Genomic DNA, 19,235 nt, shown 5'->3' on the forward strand with positions numbered 1-19,235 from the left:
AAATGTCAATAGTTTTAACTGTTTTTTCAGATTAGACAGAAAACTAACTTTAAAATAGTATTCTTTTATGATAGATTTATAAATATAAAACTAGAATTTACATAAAAATCCATCATAGTAAATATACTTATCTATAATGGATGTACAGCTAACGAGGGGGAGAACAATGAGAAGACGTAATACGCAAGCGTTCACGTTTTTAGCATGGACTTCATTTGTTTGTGCACTTTCAGGTATGCTAATTGGAATTTATACGTTAGATGAAACGCTTAGTGTAAAAGGATATTATTTAATTGGAACATTATTTTTAACGATGTCTTGTTTTGTATTACAAAAAACAATTCGTGATAATGAAGAAGATAACGAGAGATTTCCGAAAAATAAACCGTTAGATAAAGAGTAAATCGTAAAGAAAGGCATTTGCCTTTCTTTTTTTATGTAAAAATGCAGTAAGTGCCGTGTGTTGACTTGCTTGAAGTACTGAAAATTTGGTATCATCAATAGTATTGTAGATTGAACGATATATTATGGAGGTGGCCTAGCCGTGTCAAGAATTTCCGTTGAGAATGTAAAGCACGTAGCACATTTAGCACGTCTTGCAATTACTGATCAAGAAGCTAAAAAATTTCAAAAACAACTAGATGCAATTGTTACATTTGCAGAACAGTTAAATGAATTAGATACAACTGATGTAAAACCAACAACTCATGTATTAACTATGAAAAATGTTATGCGTGAAGATGTACCAGAAAAAGGTTTACCAGTCGAAGAAGTATTAAAAAATGCACCGGATCACAAAGATAATCAAATCCGTGTTCCAGCAGTATTAGAATAGAGGAGGGGAATTTCGATGTCATTATTTGATCATTCCGTATCAGAGTTACATAAGAAGTTAAACAACAAAGAAATTTCCGTTACAGATTTAGTAGAAGAATCTTACAAACGTATTGCGGATGTTGAAGATAACGTAAAAGCTTTTCTTACATTAGATGAAGAAAACGCACGCGCGAAAGCGAAAGAATTAGACGCGAAAATTGGTGCTGAAGATAATGGTTTATTATTCGGTATGCCAATTGGTGTAAAAGATAACATTGTAACTAACGGTCTTCGTACAACTTGTGCGAGCAAAATGTTAGCAAACTTTGATCCAATTTATGATGCAACAGTTGTGCAAAAGCTAAAAGCTGCTGACACAGTTACAATCGGTAAGTTAAATATGGACGAGTTCGCAATGGGTTCTTCAAATGAAAACTCAGGTTTCTACGCTACGAAAAATCCATGGAACTTAGATTACGTTCCAGGCGGATCTAGTGGTGGTTCTGCAGCAGCTGTAGCAGCAGGAGAAGTATTATTCTCTCTAGGTTCTGATACGGGTGGTTCTATCCGTCAGCCAGCTGCATATTGCGGCGTTGTAGGTTTAAAACCAACTTACGGACGCGTATCTCGTTACGGATTAGTAGCATTCGCATCTTCACTTGACCAAATCGGACCGATTACACGTACAGTAGAAGATAATGCATACTTATTACAAGCTATTTCAGGTATTGACCGTATGGATGCAACTTCTGCTAACGTTGAAGTAGGAAACTACTTAGCTGGTTTAACAGGCGACGTTAAAGGTTTACGCATTGCTGTACCGAAAGAATACTTAGGAGAAGGTGTTGGCGAAGAAGCTCGTGAGTCAGTACTAGCTGCTTTAAAAGTATTAGAAGGTATGGGCGCAACTTGGGAGGAAGTATCTCTTCCACACTCTAAATACGCTCTAGCAACGTATTACTTATTATCTTCTTCTGAAGCATCTGCTAATCTTTCACGCTTTGATGGCGTACGTTACGGTGTTCGTTCTGATAATGTAAATAATTTATTAGACCTTTACAAAAACACACGTAGCGAAGGTTTTGGTGATGAAGTAAAACGTCGTATTATGCTTGGTACATTTGCACTTAGCTCTGGTTACTATGATGCATACTACAAGAAAGCACAACAAGTACGTACATTAATTAAAAACGACTTTGAAAATGTATTTGCTAACTACGATGTTATTATTGGACCAACAACGCCAACTCCGGCATTTAAAGTGGGCGAAAAAGTTGATGATCCAATGACAATGTATGCAAATGACATTTTAACAATCCCAGTAAACTTAGCGGGTGTTCCAGCGATTTCTGTTCCATGTGGATTCGGTGCTAACAACATGCCACTTGGTCTACAAATCATTGGTAAACACTTCGATGAAGCGACAATTTACCGCGTTGCACATGCGTTTGAGCAAGCAACAGACTATCATACAAAAAAAGCAAGTCTGTAAGGAGGCGAGCATAGATGAATTTAGAAACAATTATTGGTTTAGAGGTTCACGTTGAGTTAAAAACAAATTCGAAAATTTTCTCTGCGAGTCCAACAGAATTCGGAGCGGAGCCAAATACACAAACAAGTGTAATTGACTTAGGATACCCAGGGGTACTTCCTACTTTAAATAAAGAAGCAGTTAACTTTGCAATGAAAGCTGCAATGGCATTAAACTGTGAAATCGCAACGGAAACGAAGTTCGACCGTAAAAACTATTTCTACCCAGATAATCCGAAAGCTTACCAAATTTCTCAATTCGATAAGCCAATTGGTGAAAATGGTTGGATTGAAATTGAAGTAGATGGTAAAAAGAAACGTATCGGTATTACACGTCTTCATTTAGAAGAAGATGCTGGTAAATCAACGCATACAGCTGATGGTTCATTAGTAGATTACAATCGTCAAGGTATGCCTTTAATCGAGATCGTATCTGAGCCAGATATGCGTACGCCAGAAGAAGCATATGCATACTTAGAGAAGTTAAAATCAATCATTCAATACACTGGCGTATCTGATTGTAAGATGGAAGAAGGTTCCTTGCGTTGTGATGCGAACATTTCCCTTCGTCCAGTTGGACAAGAGAAGTTCGGTACAAAAGCGGAACTGAAAAACTTAAACTCATTCACTTACGTACAAAAAGGTCTTGAGCACGAGCAAGTGCGCCAAGAGAAAGAATTGTTATCTGGTGGTATCATCCAACAAGAAACACGTCGTTATGATGAAGCAACGAAGAAAACAATCTTAATGCGTGTGAAAGAGGGATCTGACGATTACCGTTACTTCCCAGAGCCAGACTTAGTTGAACTTTACATCGATGATGAGTGGAAAGAAGAAATTCGTGCTTCGATTCCAGAACTTCCAGATGCACGTAAAGCTCGCTACGTTGCAGAAATTGGCTTACCAGCTTATGATGCACACGTATTAACATTAACGAAAGAGATGTCTGATTTCTTTGAAGCAGCAATTGAAGATGGAGCAGATGCGAAACTAACATCAAACTGGTTAATGGGTGAAGTGCTTGCATACTTAAACAAACAACAAAAAGAATTAAAAGACGTTGCATTAACGCCTGCTGGTTTATCTAAAATGGTTCAATTAATTGAAAAAGGTACAATTTCTTCTAAAATCGCGAAGAAAGTATTTAACGAGTTAATTGAAAAAGGTGGAGACCCAGAGGAAATCGTTAAAGCAAAAGGTCTTGTTCAAATTTCTGACGAGGGTACACTTCGTAAAGTTGTAACAGAAATTCTTGATAATAATGAGCAATCTATCGAAGACTTTAAAAACGGTAAAGACCGTGCAATTGGCTTCTTAGTTGGTCAAATTATGAAAGCTACAAAAGGACAAGCAAATCCGCCGCTTGTTAACAAAATCTTACTTGAAGAGATTAATAAGCGATAATAATAGTAACTTGTAAAGATTAAGCAGAAAAACACCCGTACATGGGTGTTTTTCTAGGTTAATCAAACGTTTGTTTAAATGAGAGAAGATCGTTTAAACAAACGTTTGATTAACTGTCAAAAGTGTAAAAATGTTTGTATAGCAACTATGGTATGATAGTTGCAAAAAGGTGGGAATAATGATAAATCTAGACATAGAGGTTTTTTTCATCTCATGAAATAATAGATAATTATTATTCGTTATATGTAAATTGTTGTGAGGAAATAGATGGACATAAATTTTTTGTCAAATAAAACAAAACCATTGAAATGAATATTTACTTTTGATGGACTACACGAATCGGGTTCTTACTGCCTGTTTGAGCGAGATAAAAGAAGGATAGGAAGATGAGAGGAGGTAGGCATGGGAATACTGAATAGAAGTTCGGTATGTTCTTTTTCAATATATAAAGAAATTTCCTGTGCTAATAAATGATGAAGCGAGCAAGAATTATTTATAATCCTACTTCTGGGCGCGAGCTATTTAAGAAGAGCTTACCGGAAGTATTACAAAAATTAGAACAAGCTGGATATGAAGCGTCTTGTCATGCGACAACTGGTCCTGGGGATGCGACTGTGGCAGCGAGGCAAGCTGCGGATCGTAAGTTTGATGTTGTTATCGCAGCTGGTGGTGATGGTACATTAAATGAAGTGGTGAACGGCTTAGTAGGACATGAACATCGTCCAAAGTTTGGAATTATTCCAGTTGGAACGACAAATGATTTTGCGCGTGCGATCGGTGTACCTCGTGCTATTGAAGAGGCTGCGGATATTATTTGTGAAGGGAAAACAGTTCCGTTAGATCTTGGTAGAGCGAATGATACATATTTCATTAATATCGCTGGTGGCGGCCGTATTACAGAATTAACATATGAAGTGCCAAGCAAGCTAAAGACGGTATTAGGCCAACTTGCTTACTATTTAAAAGGAATCGAAATGTTACCGTCATTACATCCAACATATGTTGAAATTGAGTATGATGGGAAATTACTACAAGAAGAAATTACGATGTTTTTAATTACGAATACTCGTTCAGTGGGCGGCTTTGAAAAGGTAGCACCATATGCATCGATTAATGATGGATTATTTGATTTATTAGTACTGAAAAAAGGTTCTATTGCTGACTTAATTAAAGCAGCAACACAAGCGCAGCGTGGTGAACATATTAATAACCCAAAAGTGCTATACACACAAGCAAATCGAATTAAAGTGCATTCACCAGATAAACTAATGATTAACTTAGACGGTGAATACGGTGGAGATGCACCGATGGAATTCGAAAATATATATCATTGTCTTGAACTATTTGTTCCTGAACAACAAGAGGATGCCCTGTAAAGGCATCCTTTTTATTATATAGAGGAATTGTAAATTGGAAGTTAGTTTGATTTTTATGGTATTTTTACAATTCGTTTATTTTATATCCATACTTTATTGATACACTGGAGGAGATAAGAAACGAGAGGTAGGATGCTATGGAGAAGGTAAAGGCAATACTATTTGATAAAGATGGGACATTAATGGATTTTCATTCAATTTGGATAAAAGTGGCTGAAGAGCTTGTCGCTGAATGTATAAAATTATATCAACTCCCACAGTCAATGCAGCAGGCTTTATTAAAAGAAATCGGTGTGGATGGGGCATTTGTTCATCCTCGTAGTGCAATAGCTGCTGGAACAAGCCTCGATGTAGCAAAGGGGCTTTGTAAGTATATTACGTCATCTAAGGAAGAGGAAATGCATGAGTGGGTAAGTGAAAAATTATTTTCTCTTATGTATGAACACCGCTCCTATATGAAAATGACGGCGGATTTACCGAGGATTTTACAAGGTTTAAAGGATAGAGGATTTATTTTAGGTGTTGTGACAGCTGATGATTTTGCACCAACAGAATTATTTTTGAAACAATATCAATTAGAGTCCTTTTTTGATTATGTTGTAGCTTCAGATACATTTCCGGCACAAAAACCAGATAAAAGAATTGTAGAATCTTTTTGTGAGAAGTTTCATTTAGAAGCATGTGAAGTAGCCATCGTTGGAGATACACCAACTGATTTATATTTAGCGAGAAATGGTGGCAATTGCTATGCAATTGGAGTACTGTCTGGTACAGGAGATCGTCAAACGTTAGAACCACTTGCAGATTTAGTAGTACAATCTGTTGGGGAGTTTATTTCTCATTCGGGTGAGTTGATTTGGGAACAAGGAAAGTCTAATGTGTAAGAAAAATAAGTCTATAAGGACTCTTAATGAGTCTTTATAGACTTATTTTTTATGTTGACATAGAAGGTATGCAGGATGAATGCTGGGAAAGAACGTTGGCATACATTTTGCAATGAAAAGAGAAAACAATGTAAAGAAAAGGATGGGGTACGTAATGAACACAAAAAAATTTGCTAAAGTAAATGAACAAATTCCTGGACCGAAAGCAGCGTCTTTATTAGAACGCCGCCAAAATATAGTACCAAAAGGAGTAAGTAACGGCATCCCAACGTTTGTACAATCTGCAAATGGTTCTCTTGTAACAGATGTTGATGGCAATCAGTACATTGATTTCGCGGGAGCAATCGGAACAATTAACGTAGGGCATTGTCATCCAGCTGTTAAAGAGGCGCTCCATAAACAAGTAGATCAATACATTCATACTGGATTTAATGTCATGATGTATGAGCCATATATTGAATTAGCAGAAAAACTTGCGGCATTAGCGCCGGGAAGTTTTGATAAGCAAGTACTATTTTTAAATAGTGGTGCAGAAGCGGTTGAGAACGCTGTGAAAATCGCTCGTAAATATACAAAAAGACCTGGTATTATCGCATTTTCTAAAGGATTCCATGGGCGTACATTAATGACAATGACGATGACAAGTAAAGTAAAACCATATAAATTTGGATTTGGTCCATTTGCGCCTGAAGTCTATAAAGCACCATTCCCGTACGAATATCGCCGCCCAGAAGGATTAACGGAAGAGCAGTACGATGACTTTATTATTGAAGAGTTTAAGAATTTCTTCATATCAGAAGTAGCACCAGAAACAATTGCAGCCGTTGTAATGGAACCTGTTCAAGGGGAAGGCGGATTTATCGTTCCAAGTAAGAAGTTTGTGCAAGAAGTACGCAATATTTGTTCAGAACACGGCATCTTATTTGTAGCGGATGAAATTCAAACAGGATTTAGTCGTACAGGAAAATATTTTGCCATTGATCATTATGATGTCGTTCCAGATTTAATTACGGTATCTAAATCATTAGGCGCTGGTGTACCGATTAGTGGTGTTATTGGGCGCAAGGAAATTATGAATGAGTCTGCGCCGGGAGAGCTTGGTGGAACGTATGCAGGAAGCCCACTAGGATGTGCAGCAGCATTGGCAGTACTTGATGTAATAGAAAAAGAGAATTTAAATGATAGAGCGATAGAATTAGGAAAAGTCGTAATGAACCGATTCGAAGAGATGAAAAATAAATATAATTGCATTGGTGATGTGCGTGGTTTAGGAGCAATGTGTGCATTCGAGCTCGTTCAAGATCGTAAGACGAAAGCACCTGATAAAACGTTAACAGCTAATTTGTGCGCAGAGGCAAATAAACGCGGATTACTTCTACTATCAGCAGGGACATACGGTAATGTTATTCGTGTGTTAATGCCATTAGTTATTACAGATGAGCAACTTGAAGAAGGATTAACTATAATTGAAGAATCATTGCAAGTCTGTTATGAGAAAGCGAATACTGCTCGTGTTTAAAAGTTAAATAATAAATCGCAAACATTCTAGCTGACTCTATATAAAATACAGAAAATTCACTTTATAATAAAGGTAGTGAAGTGAATCGATGGATTGGAAGTTAGGGGTGGCTAGGATGGTTGGAGAAAAGGAACGAGTGTTAATGGATTTACAAGATGTATTTGAATATGCGTTTGACGAAATTTTTGTGACTGACGAAAAGGGAATCGTTGTGCGTGTAAATAGTACATGTGAAAGGCACTATCAACTAGCTGCTAAAGAGTTGGTAGGTAAGCATGTGAAAGAATTGCAGAAGGATGGTATCTTTTATCCATCGGCAACGTTAGAAGTAATTGAAAAAAAGAGACCGATTGAACTCGTTCAAACGACAAAATCAGGAGAGTATTTACACGTTCGTACAAGGCCTGTTTTTGATAATGAGGGAAATTTAAGAAGAGTAATTAGTTATTCACGTGATCTGACAGAGCTCTACCAATTACGTCAAAAGGTAGAGGAAATGGATAATCAGTTAAAAACATATAAAAAAGAATTAAGAGAAACATATGAACATGAAGGACTTATTTTTAAAAGTATCGCTATGCAAAAAATAGTCGAGACAATCAAGAAAGTATCCGTGGTAGATAGTACAGTTCTCGTTTTAGGTGAGACAGGAGTAGGGAAGAGTCGATTAGTACGTCATTTACATGAAGTGAGTAACAGGAAGAATGAAAGTTTCTATGAAATTAATTGTGCGGCATTGCCAACGAATTTAATTGAATCAGAGCTTTTTGGATACTCAGGTGGATCTTTTACAGGTGCGAATCGTGAAGGGAAAAAGGGATTATTAGAATCGGCTCATAAAGGAACCCTTTTCTTAGATGAAATTGGCGAAATGCCACTTGAAATTCAAGCGAAACTTTTGCAAGTGTTGCAAGAAAAAACGTTTCGTCCTATTGGCGGAAGAGAATTAAAAAAGGTGGACGTTAGAATTGTAGCGGCTACAAATAGAGATTTAAATATGATGGTGAAACAAGGAACATTCCGGAAAGATTTATATTATCGTCTAAATGTCATTCCAATTGTAATTCCACCACTCAGAGAAAGAACTGAAGACATTTTGCCACTCATTTATCATTATTTACAGCACTTTAACGAGAAATATGGTCGGAATGTAAAATTAGCGCCTAGCACATTGCAAATGTTTGTTGGTTACCGGTGGGAAGGAAATAATAGAGAAATTGAAAATGTGATTGAGCGAATTGTTATAACTGCTGATGATATCGTTACGATAGAAGATTTGCCAATAGCGATGCAAGAATCAACGGTTGAACAGTCCGGCCAAAGTCTCTATAAAATGTTAGAAGAAGTAGAACGGAATATTATTTTGAAAGCATATAAAACATATGGATCGAGTTATAAAGTAGCGGAGTTTTTAAAAATAAGTCAATCTGCTGCCACTAGGAAGATAAAGAAACTTATAGAGGAGGAAGAAAACATTGGATAAAAAAGCGACGTTTGTAAATGTAGAGAAAAAGGCGATGTATATAAATGGTGAGTGGATTACATTGCAAGAACAAATCGAAGTAAATAATCCAGCAACGAAGGAAATATTTGCGACGGTACCAAAGGGCGGGGTAACAGAGGCAAAGCAAGCTGTTGATGCTGCTCATGAAGCTTTTAAATCATGGTCTAAGTTAACAGCAGCAGACCGTGCAGTGAAGTTAAAAAAATGGTTCACACTTATCGATGAAAATAAAGAAGAGATTGCAGCGATTATGACGAGAGAACAAGGAAAGCCATTTGTAGAAGCACTTGGTGAAGTGAATTATGCCAATAGCTTTGTTGAATGGTATGCAGAAGAAGGTAAACGCGTATATGGCGAAATGATCCCTGCTTCTCATCCGAATAAACGTATTTTAGTTATGAAACAACCGGTTGGAGTTATGGCCGCTATTACACCTTGGAACTTCCCGGCTGCTATGATTACGAGAAAGGTAGCCCCGGCGCTTGCAGCGGGATGTACGGCAGTTGTAAAACCGGCAAGCCAAACGCCTTTAACTGCTTTGAAATTAGCTGAATTAGCCCATGAAGCGGACATTCCAAAAGGCGTAATAAATATTGTAACAGGTAGTGCGAAAGCAATTGCTGATACGTGGATGGAAGATGGGCGTGTTCGAAAAGTTTCCTTTACAGGATCAACTGAGATTGGGAAAGAATTAATGGCTAGTGCTGCACAAACGATGAAAAAGGTTTCACTTGAGTTAGGTGGTCACGCGCCGTTTATTGTTATGAATGATGCGGACTTAGATAAAGCGGTAGAGGCGGTAATCGGTTCGAAATTCCGTAACGCAGGACAAACGTGTATATGTACAAACCGAGTATTTGTTCAGGAAGAAGTGTATGAAGTATTTGCAGAGAAGTTTCAAAAGGCAGTAGGGCAGTTAAAAGTAGGAGACGGTTTCGGTGATGGAACGACTGTAGGACCACTTATTGACGAGAATGCAGTTTCGAAAGTACAGGAACATATTGAAGATGCTATTCAAAAGGGTGGAACAGTCCTATTTGGTGGTCATAAGGTTGCAGAGCTAGATGGACACTTTATGCAACCAACTGTAATTGGATTGGCGAACGATACGATGCTTTGTATGAATGAAGAAACATTCGGACCAGTAGCACCAGTTGCGAAATTTAAAACGGTTGAAGAAGTAATCGAACGTGCAAATAATACACCATATGGTTTAGCTGCTTATATTTTCACAAAAGATATTAGTCAAGCATTCCAAGTTAGCGAGGCATTAGAGTACGGTATTATCGGATTAAATGATGGACTTCCATCAGTTGCACAAGCACCATTCGGTGGCTTTAAAGAAAGTGGTATTGGCCGTGAAGGAGGGCATTTCGGTATCGAGGAATATTTAGAAATTAAATATATTTCATTAGGACTATAAGTAGTATACTAGAATCTCTATAAGGTAACAGAGAAGGAGATTCTAGTATGGTATATTGGTTATTATTACTTGTTACAATTATTTTTGAAGTAGCTGGAACAATTGCGATGAAACTATCAAATGGTTTAACAAAGCTTGTTCCAAGTGTACTTATTTTCGTATTTTATGGAATTTGTTTCAGCGTATTTGCTATCGTTGTCAAAAAAATTCATTTAAGTATTGCTTATGCGATTTGGTCTGGTGTAGGAACATTACTTATTACAATTATTAGCGTGTATTTCTTCAAAGAGCACATTAACTTATTCCAAGTATTTTGTATTCTTTTTATTGTTTTAGGAGTAATTGGGCTTAAGGTTTCATCGGCATCATAAAAGGCTATCTTCCGGTGTGGAAGATAGCCTTTTGTTTTTATTAAAATGCCCAGTTACCTTTACGGAAGATTGGTTCATGTCTTCCATCATCTGTAATACCATCGATATCAAGCTCAGCGGATCCGATCATGAAGTCGTTGTGTGTAATACTATTGTTTGCTCCGTTTTCAGCAAGTTCTTCTTTAGACATTGTTTTTCCGCCAATTAAGTTGAATGCATAGGCACTTCCGATTGCAAGGTGGCAAGATGCGTTTTCGTCAAATAGTGTATTGTAGAATAAAATATTTGTATTTGAAATTGGTGAATCATGAGGTACTAAAGCAACCTCGCCTAAGAAGTGAGAGCCTTCATCTGTTTCTACTAAATGTTTTAAAGCCTCTTCACCAGTTTCAGCTTTATAGTCTACGATACGTCCGTTTTCAAATGTTAACGTGAAGTTATCGATAATGTTACCTGCAAATGCTAACGGTTTTGTGCTAGATACTTGGCCGTTTACACCTGTTTTAAGTGGCATTGTAAATACTTCTTCAGTTGGAATGTTCGCCATAAATGGTACGTTCTTTTCATTTAAGCTACCAGCACCAGCCCATACATGCTTTTCTGGAAGTTCGATCGTTAAATCTGTTCCAGGAGCTGTATAGTGAAGGGCTTTATAATGCTTTTCGTTTAAGTAATCAACTTTTGTATGTAACGTTTCATCGTGTTCTTTCCATGCTTCCACAGGATTTTCTAAATCCGCACGAGTAGCTTTGAAAATAGCATCCCATAGTTTTGCTTCTTGTTCTTCTGGTGCAACGTCAGGGAATACTTTCGCAGCCCATTCTTTCGTAGGAACAGAAATGACACACCAGCTTACTTTATCAGCTTGTACGTAATCACGGTATACTTTCATTGCTTCACCAGCTACTTTATGAGCTGTTGCGATACGCGTTGCTTCTACACCTTTTAATAAATCCGGGTTTTCTGCATAAATAGACATAAATGCAGCGCCTTCTTTTGCTAATTCTTCACGAGCGTGTGCTTTCCAAGATGGGAACTCAGCGAATGCTTCTTCAGGAGCTAGGTCGAACTTTAAGCGTGTTAACGTCTCATCATTCCAGTCCACATATACGTGTTTTGCACCAGAGTTATATGCTTTTTCTGTAACGAGGCGCACAAATTGTACAGCTTCAAGAGGTGCACTAATTGATAGTGTTTGTCCTGGTTGAATATTAACACCAACATTGACTGCAAGGGCAGCATATTTCTCTAACGTTTGTTCAAATGACATATGTATAATCTCCTTTAGTTTGAAAGATTTCTTACTATATATAATACAAGAAAATTCAAAAAATATATATAAATATAGCGTAAAAAGAGAGCTCAAAATATATTGAGCTCTCATCGTTATTTAATCGAAGAAGCAAATTGTTCTACGGTCGTCGTGTGGTGTATGCGAACACGCCTCATTTTTAACAACTCATCGGGTTCACCTTTCGTAATGAACTTTCCGGGTTTTGTTGTCGTCGCAAATTGATAATATTTCTTCGTTTCTGCAACGACTTTATCATCCACATGACCGAATGGATAAGCAACTGCGATAACGGGCTTACCAGTTATTTTTTCTAGCTTTTCTTTCGATCCTTTTAATTCTTCTTCATAGTTTGTAATCTTAGGTAAGTCTGCATGTGTTGCAGTATGAGATTGCATGGAGAAAATGCCGGAATCAACGATTTCTTTTATGTCAGATGTAGAAAGAGATCCTTCAGCATCGACATTATTAATAATCATATATTCTGTTGCTGTTGGTTTAAATGTATCGTCTTTTAGCTTTTGTAAAATATGAAATGCATTCATATTATTTTTCATACCGTCATCAAATGTAACAAAGATAGGTTTATTCACTTTATTTATATCGCCCCAGCGTTCAAAAGTTAGTAATGTATAGCCGTTGTCTTTTAAATATTTCATTTGGGCTTCAAAATTAGCAGGTGATACGAATAAATCTTTAATGCCTTGTCCGTGATAATCATCGATTGCATGGTACATAAGAACGGGAACCTTTTGCTCGAAAATAATAGTAGATTTTGTGAGTGGAATGTTTTTCCCATCTTCTTTCATTCCTATTGCTTCAATTTGAAACTCACCGCGTTTTCCTTCAAATTCTTTTATGTCAAAAGGAAGTGTAAATTGTTTCTCCTTTTCTTTAGAAGAAAAAGATTTAGCACTTTCCTTCCCATCAGCTGTGCGCCAAATTTTATATTGTACCTCACTTAAAGTATCCTTTATATCTGTCATATGAATAGTAGTGTTTGTAGATTCGTGTGTAATCGGATGATAAGAAATTTTACCTTGTTCTTGCACAGTCTCTTCTTGTTTCTTAACTTCTTGAACCTTTTTCTCTTTTTTAGGTTCCTGGTTTACATCGCTACTTTTACAGCCAGCTAAAATGGCAGACGTACATAAAGCGATTGCTGCGTATTTTCTCATAAAATCACCTTCTATTGTGTATTATGTTGCATACTTATATTTAAAATCCCCACCGCTGTAAGAGAGGTGGGGACATACCCTTGTTCATCATATCATTTTAGTAATGAGATAGGTTAGTGACTTATTTCTATCATCTTTTAGTAAAGTTTACTTTATCCCGCTATTTGTGGGCAGTAAGACTCCACCTCAGAATTCAGCAAAAGCAAAGAGGTTAGGTGGGGGTGAACAAAACCCCTACTGATCAAGTTTTACTTTATAAGAGATATGAATTTTTCCATTGATGTATTAGGCCCTACAAAGTGGCGTTTAATTAAGTACTGTTCGTTTGGCATCCCTTTTGTAATGTGATTACCGTGATCAGTAGTTACTGCGAACTCATAATGTTTTTTTGTTTCTTCAACAGCTGGGTCATTATAAGAACCTACTGGATAGGCGAGAGCGATGACCTTTTTACCAGTAAGGGCTTCGATTTTTTCTTTCGAACTACGTAATTCCTCATCATAATTGCTTGAATGAGCCATCATCGTATGATTAGCAGTATGTGATTGAATAGAAAAAATGCCTGAATCCATCATTTGTTTTATCTCATCTGTTGATAGACGATTTGGTTTGTCTATCTCATTTGCAGTAAGAAATTCAGTAGCCGTAGGTTGGAATCTATCATCCTTTAATTTTTGTAAAATATGAAGAGCATTCATATTATTTTTTCGACCATCATCCATCGTTACAAAAACAGGTTTATTTACACGATTTATATCATTCCAACGTTCAAACGTAAGCATTGTATAACCGTTATCTTTCAAATATTGCATATGCTTTTCGAATTGCTCAGGTGGTACGTATAAGCCGTAATCCCCATCACTTGGTCCAGGGTATTTTTCAATCGCATGGTACATTAATACGGGTACATGTTGCTGGAATGTAATTTTAGATGTTACTAGATTTGTTTCAGTATGATCTTCTTTGATTCCTACTGTTTCAATTTGAAATTCGCCACGTTTTAAATGAAATGATTTTAAATGTAGTGGGAGGGCAAAGTCACGTTCTTTTTCTTGTGAAGTAAAAGTTTGTTTGCTTTCAGGACCATCAGCAGTACGCCAAATATTGTAACGTACTTGTGTGAATGAATCTCTTAAATCCTTTGTATAAAGCGTGGTGTTTTGTGCGTTATATTCATACGGATCCCATGTAATAATCCCTTGTGTTAAAGGCAGTTCAACCGCTTTCGCTTTTTTTTGTTCAACTGTTTGTTTCGCCGTTGCTTCTTTTATTTGTTTATCACTAGTGCTACTAGTGTTACAACCTACGAGAATAGCAGAAGAAAGTAAAGCGATATATGTATATTTTTTCATTCTATCATCCTTCTATTGTGTTTTAATTATCATCACTTATGTCTTGAAATTATCATTCGTATAAGTGACAATAATTCAAATTTTCGATTTTAAAAATTTGAATTATACCCTTGTACATCATATCACTATAGAATATAGAGGGGAATACATTTTTGGAATAATTCGGAAAAAACACCTTATATTTTTCTGGTGGAGTTTACATAAAAATACATATAGAAGAAAGTAAAAAAACTCCACCTAAATTTCCTTTTGAAAAAGGAGAAGTAAGGTGGAGTTTTTTTATTATATAAACAATCCAGCGATTGTTGCAGATAAAATAGAAGCAAGTGTTGATGCAAATAACATTTTCCAACCGAATCTAGATACGACACTTCCCTGTTTTTCAGAAAGAGCACGGATTGTCCCAACGATCGCACCAATTTGGCTAATACTTGCGAAGCTAATTAAGAATACTGTAACGATTCCGACTGTACGTGGAGATAATGTTGATGCAACACCTTTTAAATCAAGGATTGCTACAAACTCGTTTAATACAATCTTCGTACCCATAATTCCACCAGCTGGGATAATATCTTGAGTTGGAATACCCATTAAGAATGCGAATGGAGCAAGTATATAACCGAAGATTTGTTGTAAAGTAACAGCATATCCCATTGCACCTGAAGCTGCGCTAATTACGTAGTTTACAACTTCCATCACACCGATGAAGGCAATCATTAATGCAGCAACGATACCAGCTACTTTTAAACCATCAAGCGCACCGTTAATCATTGCGCCGATAAAGCTGTCTCCGAATAAAGTTCTATCAAATTTTTGAATCACTTCATCTTCTTTCTTCGTATCAACTGGTGTTAATAGCGAACAAACGATCAAGCTTGAGAATAAGTTTAGCGGAAGAGCGGCTAGTACATATTTCGCATCTAACATCATTACGTATGATGCTGTAACAGAAGCAGAAACGGAACTCATTGCAGAACAACAAATGATAAACATACGGTTTTTGTTAAAATGCTGTAAATCGTTTTTAATAACGATTAACGCTTCACTTGAACCGAAGAATACAGAGTTTACTGCGTGGAATGACTCGACGCGTGGTAAACCAGTAATTTTTGAAATTGCACCACCGACAACGCGAACGATGAATGGTAAAACACCTAAATAACTAAAGATAGAAAGTAGTGCTGAGAAAAATACGATAATTAATAATACATTTAAGAAAAAGACAAAATCTCTTTGAATTCCATTAAAGAGAAAATCGACACCTGTCGTACCAAGTTTAATTAGTTTGTTGAAAACTTTACTAATGAAGATGATAATTTGTTGACCAATTTTTGTGCCAAACATAAACCAACCGATTAAAATTTGGAAACCAATCATAATAGCAATTGCACGGAAGTTGATTTTACTTCTATTGTTTGACAAAGCAAAGCATAAACCTAAAACGACAAGAATACCGATAATGCTCATTACATATTGCATGTAGTTGCCCCTTTCAGAAGTTCGTATAAAGTTTGTACATAAAACGCTCGTTATATTACTAAAAATAAAACAAAGAGGTTTTATGTCATACGTAAGATGTCTGACCTTTTAGAAAAATAAAAATAAAAAAAGACCCATATGGATTCACTTTCATCTATGAGAGAAAGCTAATCAATATGAGTCCTTTTTTGCACATAGGCTAATATTCATTAGTTTTCCCCATAGTCCAGCAATTTAAGGTTGCCGGGTAGAAACTCTCGATCCATATTATCGAATATATATGAGGTAACATCGTCCGTATTAAATTAGTAGTAGCGTAACATTAACAGAGAACTATCGTCAATAGCTTTTTTTCTTCCGATAGAAATAGACCATATAAGTATGATAAAATGTAACGCAGTGTTATGAAAAAGAGAGGTCGGAAAATGAGTACAAAAATGACGCCACCAGTTGAGAAAAATGAGTTTATAGATGTAGTATTTGAAGATTTAACACATGATGGTGCCGGTGTTGCGAAAGTAAAGGGCTATCCTATTTTCGTTAAAAACGGATTACCAGGTGAAGAAGCACAAATTAAAATTATTAAAGTGAAGAAAAACTTCGCATTCGGTCGTTTAATGAAGCTTCATACAGAGAGCCCATATCGTAAAGATGCAGAATGCCCAGTGTACAATCAGTGCGGCGGTTGTCAGCTTCAGCACTTAACATATGAAGGACAATTACAAGCGAAAGAAAAACAAGTACGTGACGTTATGCAGCGCATTGGCGGATTAAGCGATGTTCCTGTGCACCCTGTACTTGGTATGAAGAACCCATGGGTATACCGTAACAAAGCACAAGTACCAATTGGAGAACGTGAAGGTGGACTTGTCGCTGGTTTTTATCGCCAAGGAACACATGACATTATTAATATGGAATCATGTTTAATTCAGGCAGAAGAAAACGATACATTAATCCAGGAAGTAAAACGTATTTGTGAAAAACACGGTATTTCGGCATACAACGAAGAGCGTAACAAAGGAACACTTCGCCACGTAATGGCTCGTTACGGACAAGTAACAGGGGAAATCATGCTTGTCTTCATTACTCGTACAGCAGAATTACCAAACAAAAAAGCAATCATTGAAGAAATTGCTGCGAAATTCCCAGAAGTAAAATCAATTGTTCAAAACGTAAACACGAAACGTACAAACGTAATCTTTGGAGACACAACGACAGTACTGTACGGATCGGAATATATTTATGACTTTATCGGTGACATTAAATTTGCAATTTCAGCACGTTCATTCTATCAAGTAAACCCAGAACAAACGAAAGTGTTATACGATAAAACGTTAGAATATGCAAAACTAGATGGTAACGAAACAGTAATTGATGCCTATTGTGGAATTGGATCAATCTCCTTATTCCTAGCGCAAAAAGCGAAAAAAGTGTACGGCGTTGAAATCGTCCCAGAAGCAATCGAAGACGCAAACCGAAACGCAGCACTAAACAACATGACAAACGCTGAGTTTGGCGTAGGAGAAGCAGAAGTAGTTATTCCAAAATGGTACAAAGAAGGCATAATCGCCGACACAATGGTCGTAGATCCACCGCGTAAAGGTTGTGATGATGCACTACTAAACACAATCATCGACATGAAACCAAAACGCGTCGTATACGTATCATGTAACCCAGCAACATTAGCACGTGACTTAAAAGTACTAGAAGAAGGCGGATATAAAACGCAGGAAGTACAACCTGTTGATATGTTCCCGCATACGACTCATGTGGAGTGTGTGGCTTGGCTTAAGTGGGTATAATAGGAAAGCAGTTGATATAGGAGAATCTATACCATCTGCTTTTTGGTTTATCCCGCTTTAATGGGCAGTAAGACCCCCACCTCAAAATTCAGCGAAAGCAAAGAAGTTAGGTGGGGGATCAACTGCCCATAAAAGTCCGATTGGTTCAACTAATAATCAGTGGGGGATGAAGAAACCCCCCACTGATTAAAGTTTCACTTTATTGAGAGTTTGAAATTGTATTCATAGTGAGAGGATTTGAATTTGAAATGATAGATAATTTTTGGAGTGATTTACCACGACCATTTTTCGTACTTGCACCAATGGAAGATGTGACAGACGTTGTTTTCCGTCACGTAGTAAGTGAGGCAGGTCGCCCAGACGTATTCTTCACAGAGTTCACAAACTCGGATAGCTATTGTCATCCAGAAGGTATGAAAAGTGTACGTGGCCGTTTAATCTTTACAGAAGATGAACAACCGATCGTGGCGCATATTTGGGGAGATAATCCTGAATATTTCCGTCAAATGAGTATTGGTATGGCAGAGTTAGGATTTAAAGGTATTGATATTAACATGGGTTGCCCTGTACCGAACGTAGCATCAAGAGGAAAAGGTAGTGGCCTTATTCTACGTCCAGACGTTGCGGCAGAACTTATTCAAGCAGCAAAAGCGGGCGGACTACCTGTCAGCGTAAAAACACGACTGGGCTTTAAAGAGTTAAGCGAATGGGAAGATTGGTTAACGCATATTTTCAAACAAGATATCGCAAACCTTTCTATTCACTTACGTACAAGAGAAGAAATGAGCCAAGTCGATGCGCACTGGGAACTAATTCCGGAAATTAAAAAATTGCGTGATCGTATTGCACCAAATACGCTAATAACAATAAACGGAGACATTCCTGACCGTCAAACTGGACTGGAACTTGCTGGAAAATACGGCATTGATGGTGTTATGATCGGACGAGGTATCTTTAAAAATCCATTTGCTTTCGAAAAAGAGCCAAGAGAGCATAGCAGTAAAGAACATTTAGATCTTTTAAGACTACAACTCGATCTTCAAGATCAATATGCAGAAGTATTACCACGCTCCATCACAGGGCTTCACCGCTTCTTCAAAATTTATGTAAAAGGCTTCCCTGGAGCTGCTGAACTAAGAAATCAATTGATGAGCACAAAATCGACGGATGAAGTGCGTGCGTTGCTTGATAAGTTTGAGGCGAGTGTTAATGTGGTAGAAGGTAGTGAAACAGTGTAACTTTTGAAAGTTACACTGTTTCATTTTAATTAAGGTAAACCGTATCATAAGTAAGTGAGGTATTCTAT

General features: G+C 37.1%; 16 protein-coding genes and 1 riboswitch. Of the genes, 12 read left to right on the top strand and 4 right to left on the bottom strand.

All coding sequences use genetic code 11. From position 1 onward, the window contains the following. Positions 1-166 precede the first annotated feature (166 nt). From AC1DMU_RS20325 to AC1DMU_RS20370, 10 genes are all read left to right on the top strand, one after another. On the top strand, positions 167-403 hold the full coding sequence (locus tag AC1DMU_RS20325) for a YiaA/YiaB family inner membrane protein (RefSeq protein WP_001254393.1): 237 nt from the start codon (positions 167-169) through the stop codon (positions 401-403). A gap of 141 nt (positions 404-544) precedes the next feature. After that, complete coding sequence (gatC, locus tag AC1DMU_RS20330; RefSeq protein ID WP_088061537.1) at positions 545-835, top strand: Asp-tRNA(Asn)/Glu-tRNA(Gln) amidotransferase subunit GatC; 291 nt, start codon at positions 545-547, stop codon at positions 833-835. Positions 836-850: 15 nt separating this feature from the next. Beyond that, positions 851-2,308: an Asp-tRNA(Asn)/Glu-tRNA(Gln) amidotransferase subunit GatA gene (gene gatA / locus AC1DMU_RS20335; protein ID WP_000051449.1), complete on the top strand. Its 1,458-nt coding sequence runs from the start codon at positions 851-853 to the stop codon at positions 2,306-2,308. Positions 2,309-2,322: 14 nt separating this feature from the next. Continuing rightward, entirely contained in the window at positions 2,323-3,750 is a 1,428-nt protein-coding gene (gene gatB / locus AC1DMU_RS20340) for an Asp-tRNA(Asn)/Glu-tRNA(Gln) amidotransferase subunit GatB (protein WP_001047688.1), read from the top strand. Positions 3,751-4,220: 470 nt separating this feature from the next. Further along, positions 4,221-5,126: a diacylglycerol kinase gene (locus AC1DMU_RS20345; protein WP_000977669.1), complete on the top strand. Its 906-nt coding sequence runs from the start codon at positions 4,221-4,223 to the stop codon at positions 5,124-5,126. 137 nt (positions 5,127-5,263) lie between these two features. Next, positions 5,264-6,010, top strand: a complete 747-nt coding sequence (locus AC1DMU_RS20350) for an HAD family hydrolase (protein ID WP_088061539.1) — start codon at positions 5,264-5,266, stop codon at positions 6,008-6,010. A 154-nt stretch (positions 6,011-6,164) separates the two neighbouring features. Continuing rightward, positions 6,165-7,529 carry a 4-aminobutyrate--2-oxoglutarate transaminase gene (gene gabT, locus AC1DMU_RS20355; RefSeq protein WP_088061541.1) on the top strand — a complete coding sequence of 455 codons (1,365 nt, stop codon included), beginning with the start codon at positions 6,165-6,167 and terminating at the stop codon, positions 7,527-7,529. Between the two features lie 115 nt (positions 7,530-7,644). Then, on the top strand, positions 7,645-9,012 hold the full coding sequence (locus AC1DMU_RS20360) for a sigma-54 interaction domain-containing protein (protein ID WP_088061543.1): 1,368 nt from the start codon (positions 7,645-7,647) through the stop codon (positions 9,010-9,012). Continuing rightward, on the top strand, positions 9,005-10,456 hold the full coding sequence (gene gabD, locus AC1DMU_RS20365; RefSeq protein ID WP_088061545.1) for an NADP-dependent succinate-semialdehyde dehydrogenase: 1,452 nt from the start codon (positions 9,005-9,007) through the stop codon (positions 10,454-10,456). Before AC1DMU_RS20360 ends, gabD begins: the two co-directional genes overlap by 8 nt. A 47-nt stretch (positions 10,457-10,503) precedes the next feature. Continuing rightward, on the top strand, positions 10,504-10,827 hold the full coding sequence (locus AC1DMU_RS20370) for a DMT family transporter (protein ID WP_075312009.1): 324 nt from the start codon (positions 10,504-10,506) through the stop codon (positions 10,825-10,827). Between the two features lie 40 nt (positions 10,828-10,867). Here the strand turns inward: AC1DMU_RS20370 and AC1DMU_RS20375 are convergent, their stop codons facing one another. The 4 genes from AC1DMU_RS20375 to AC1DMU_RS20390 form a co-directional block, all read right to left on the bottom strand. After that, on the bottom strand, positions 10,868-12,097 hold the full coding sequence (locus tag AC1DMU_RS20375; RefSeq protein ID WP_088061547.1) for an aminopeptidase: 1,230 nt from the start codon (positions 12,095-12,097) through the stop codon (positions 10,868-10,870). Positions 12,098-12,213: 116 nt separating this feature from the next. Then, positions 12,214-13,296, bottom strand: coding sequence for a polysaccharide deacetylase family protein (locus AC1DMU_RS20380; RefSeq protein WP_088061549.1), 1,083 nt, complete (start codon positions 13,294-13,296; stop codon positions 12,214-12,216). Between the two features lie 248 nt (positions 13,297-13,544). Beyond that, positions 13,545-14,648: a polysaccharide deacetylase family protein gene (locus AC1DMU_RS20385; protein ID WP_076542007.1), complete on the bottom strand. Its 1,104-nt coding sequence runs from the start codon at positions 14,646-14,648 to the stop codon at positions 13,545-13,547. Between the two features lie 282 nt (positions 14,649-14,930). Continuing rightward, entirely contained in the window at positions 14,931-16,127 is a 1,197-nt protein-coding gene (locus tag AC1DMU_RS20390; RefSeq protein ID WP_001200511.1) for a NupC/NupG family nucleoside CNT transporter, read from the bottom strand. Positions 16,128-16,329: 202 nt separating this feature from the next. Beyond that, a riboswitch (purine riboswitch) is annotated at positions 16,330-16,431 on the bottom strand. A gap of 121 nt (positions 16,432-16,552) precedes the next feature. Here AC1DMU_RS20390 and rlmD point away from each other — a divergent pair. Then, a complete protein-coding gene (gene rlmD, locus AC1DMU_RS20395) occupies positions 16,553-17,929 on the top strand; it encodes a 23S rRNA (uracil(1939)-C(5))-methyltransferase RlmD (protein ID WP_476941556.1) in 1,377 nt (458 codons plus the stop codon). Positions 17,930-18,177: 248 nt separating this feature from the next. Further along, a complete protein-coding gene (locus tag AC1DMU_RS20400; RefSeq protein ID WP_088061550.1) occupies positions 18,178-19,167 on the top strand; it encodes a tRNA dihydrouridine synthase in 990 nt (329 codons plus the stop codon). Positions 19,168-19,235 lie beyond the last annotated feature (68 nt).

This window comes from Bacillus sp. 01N45 (assembly GCF_056399205.1).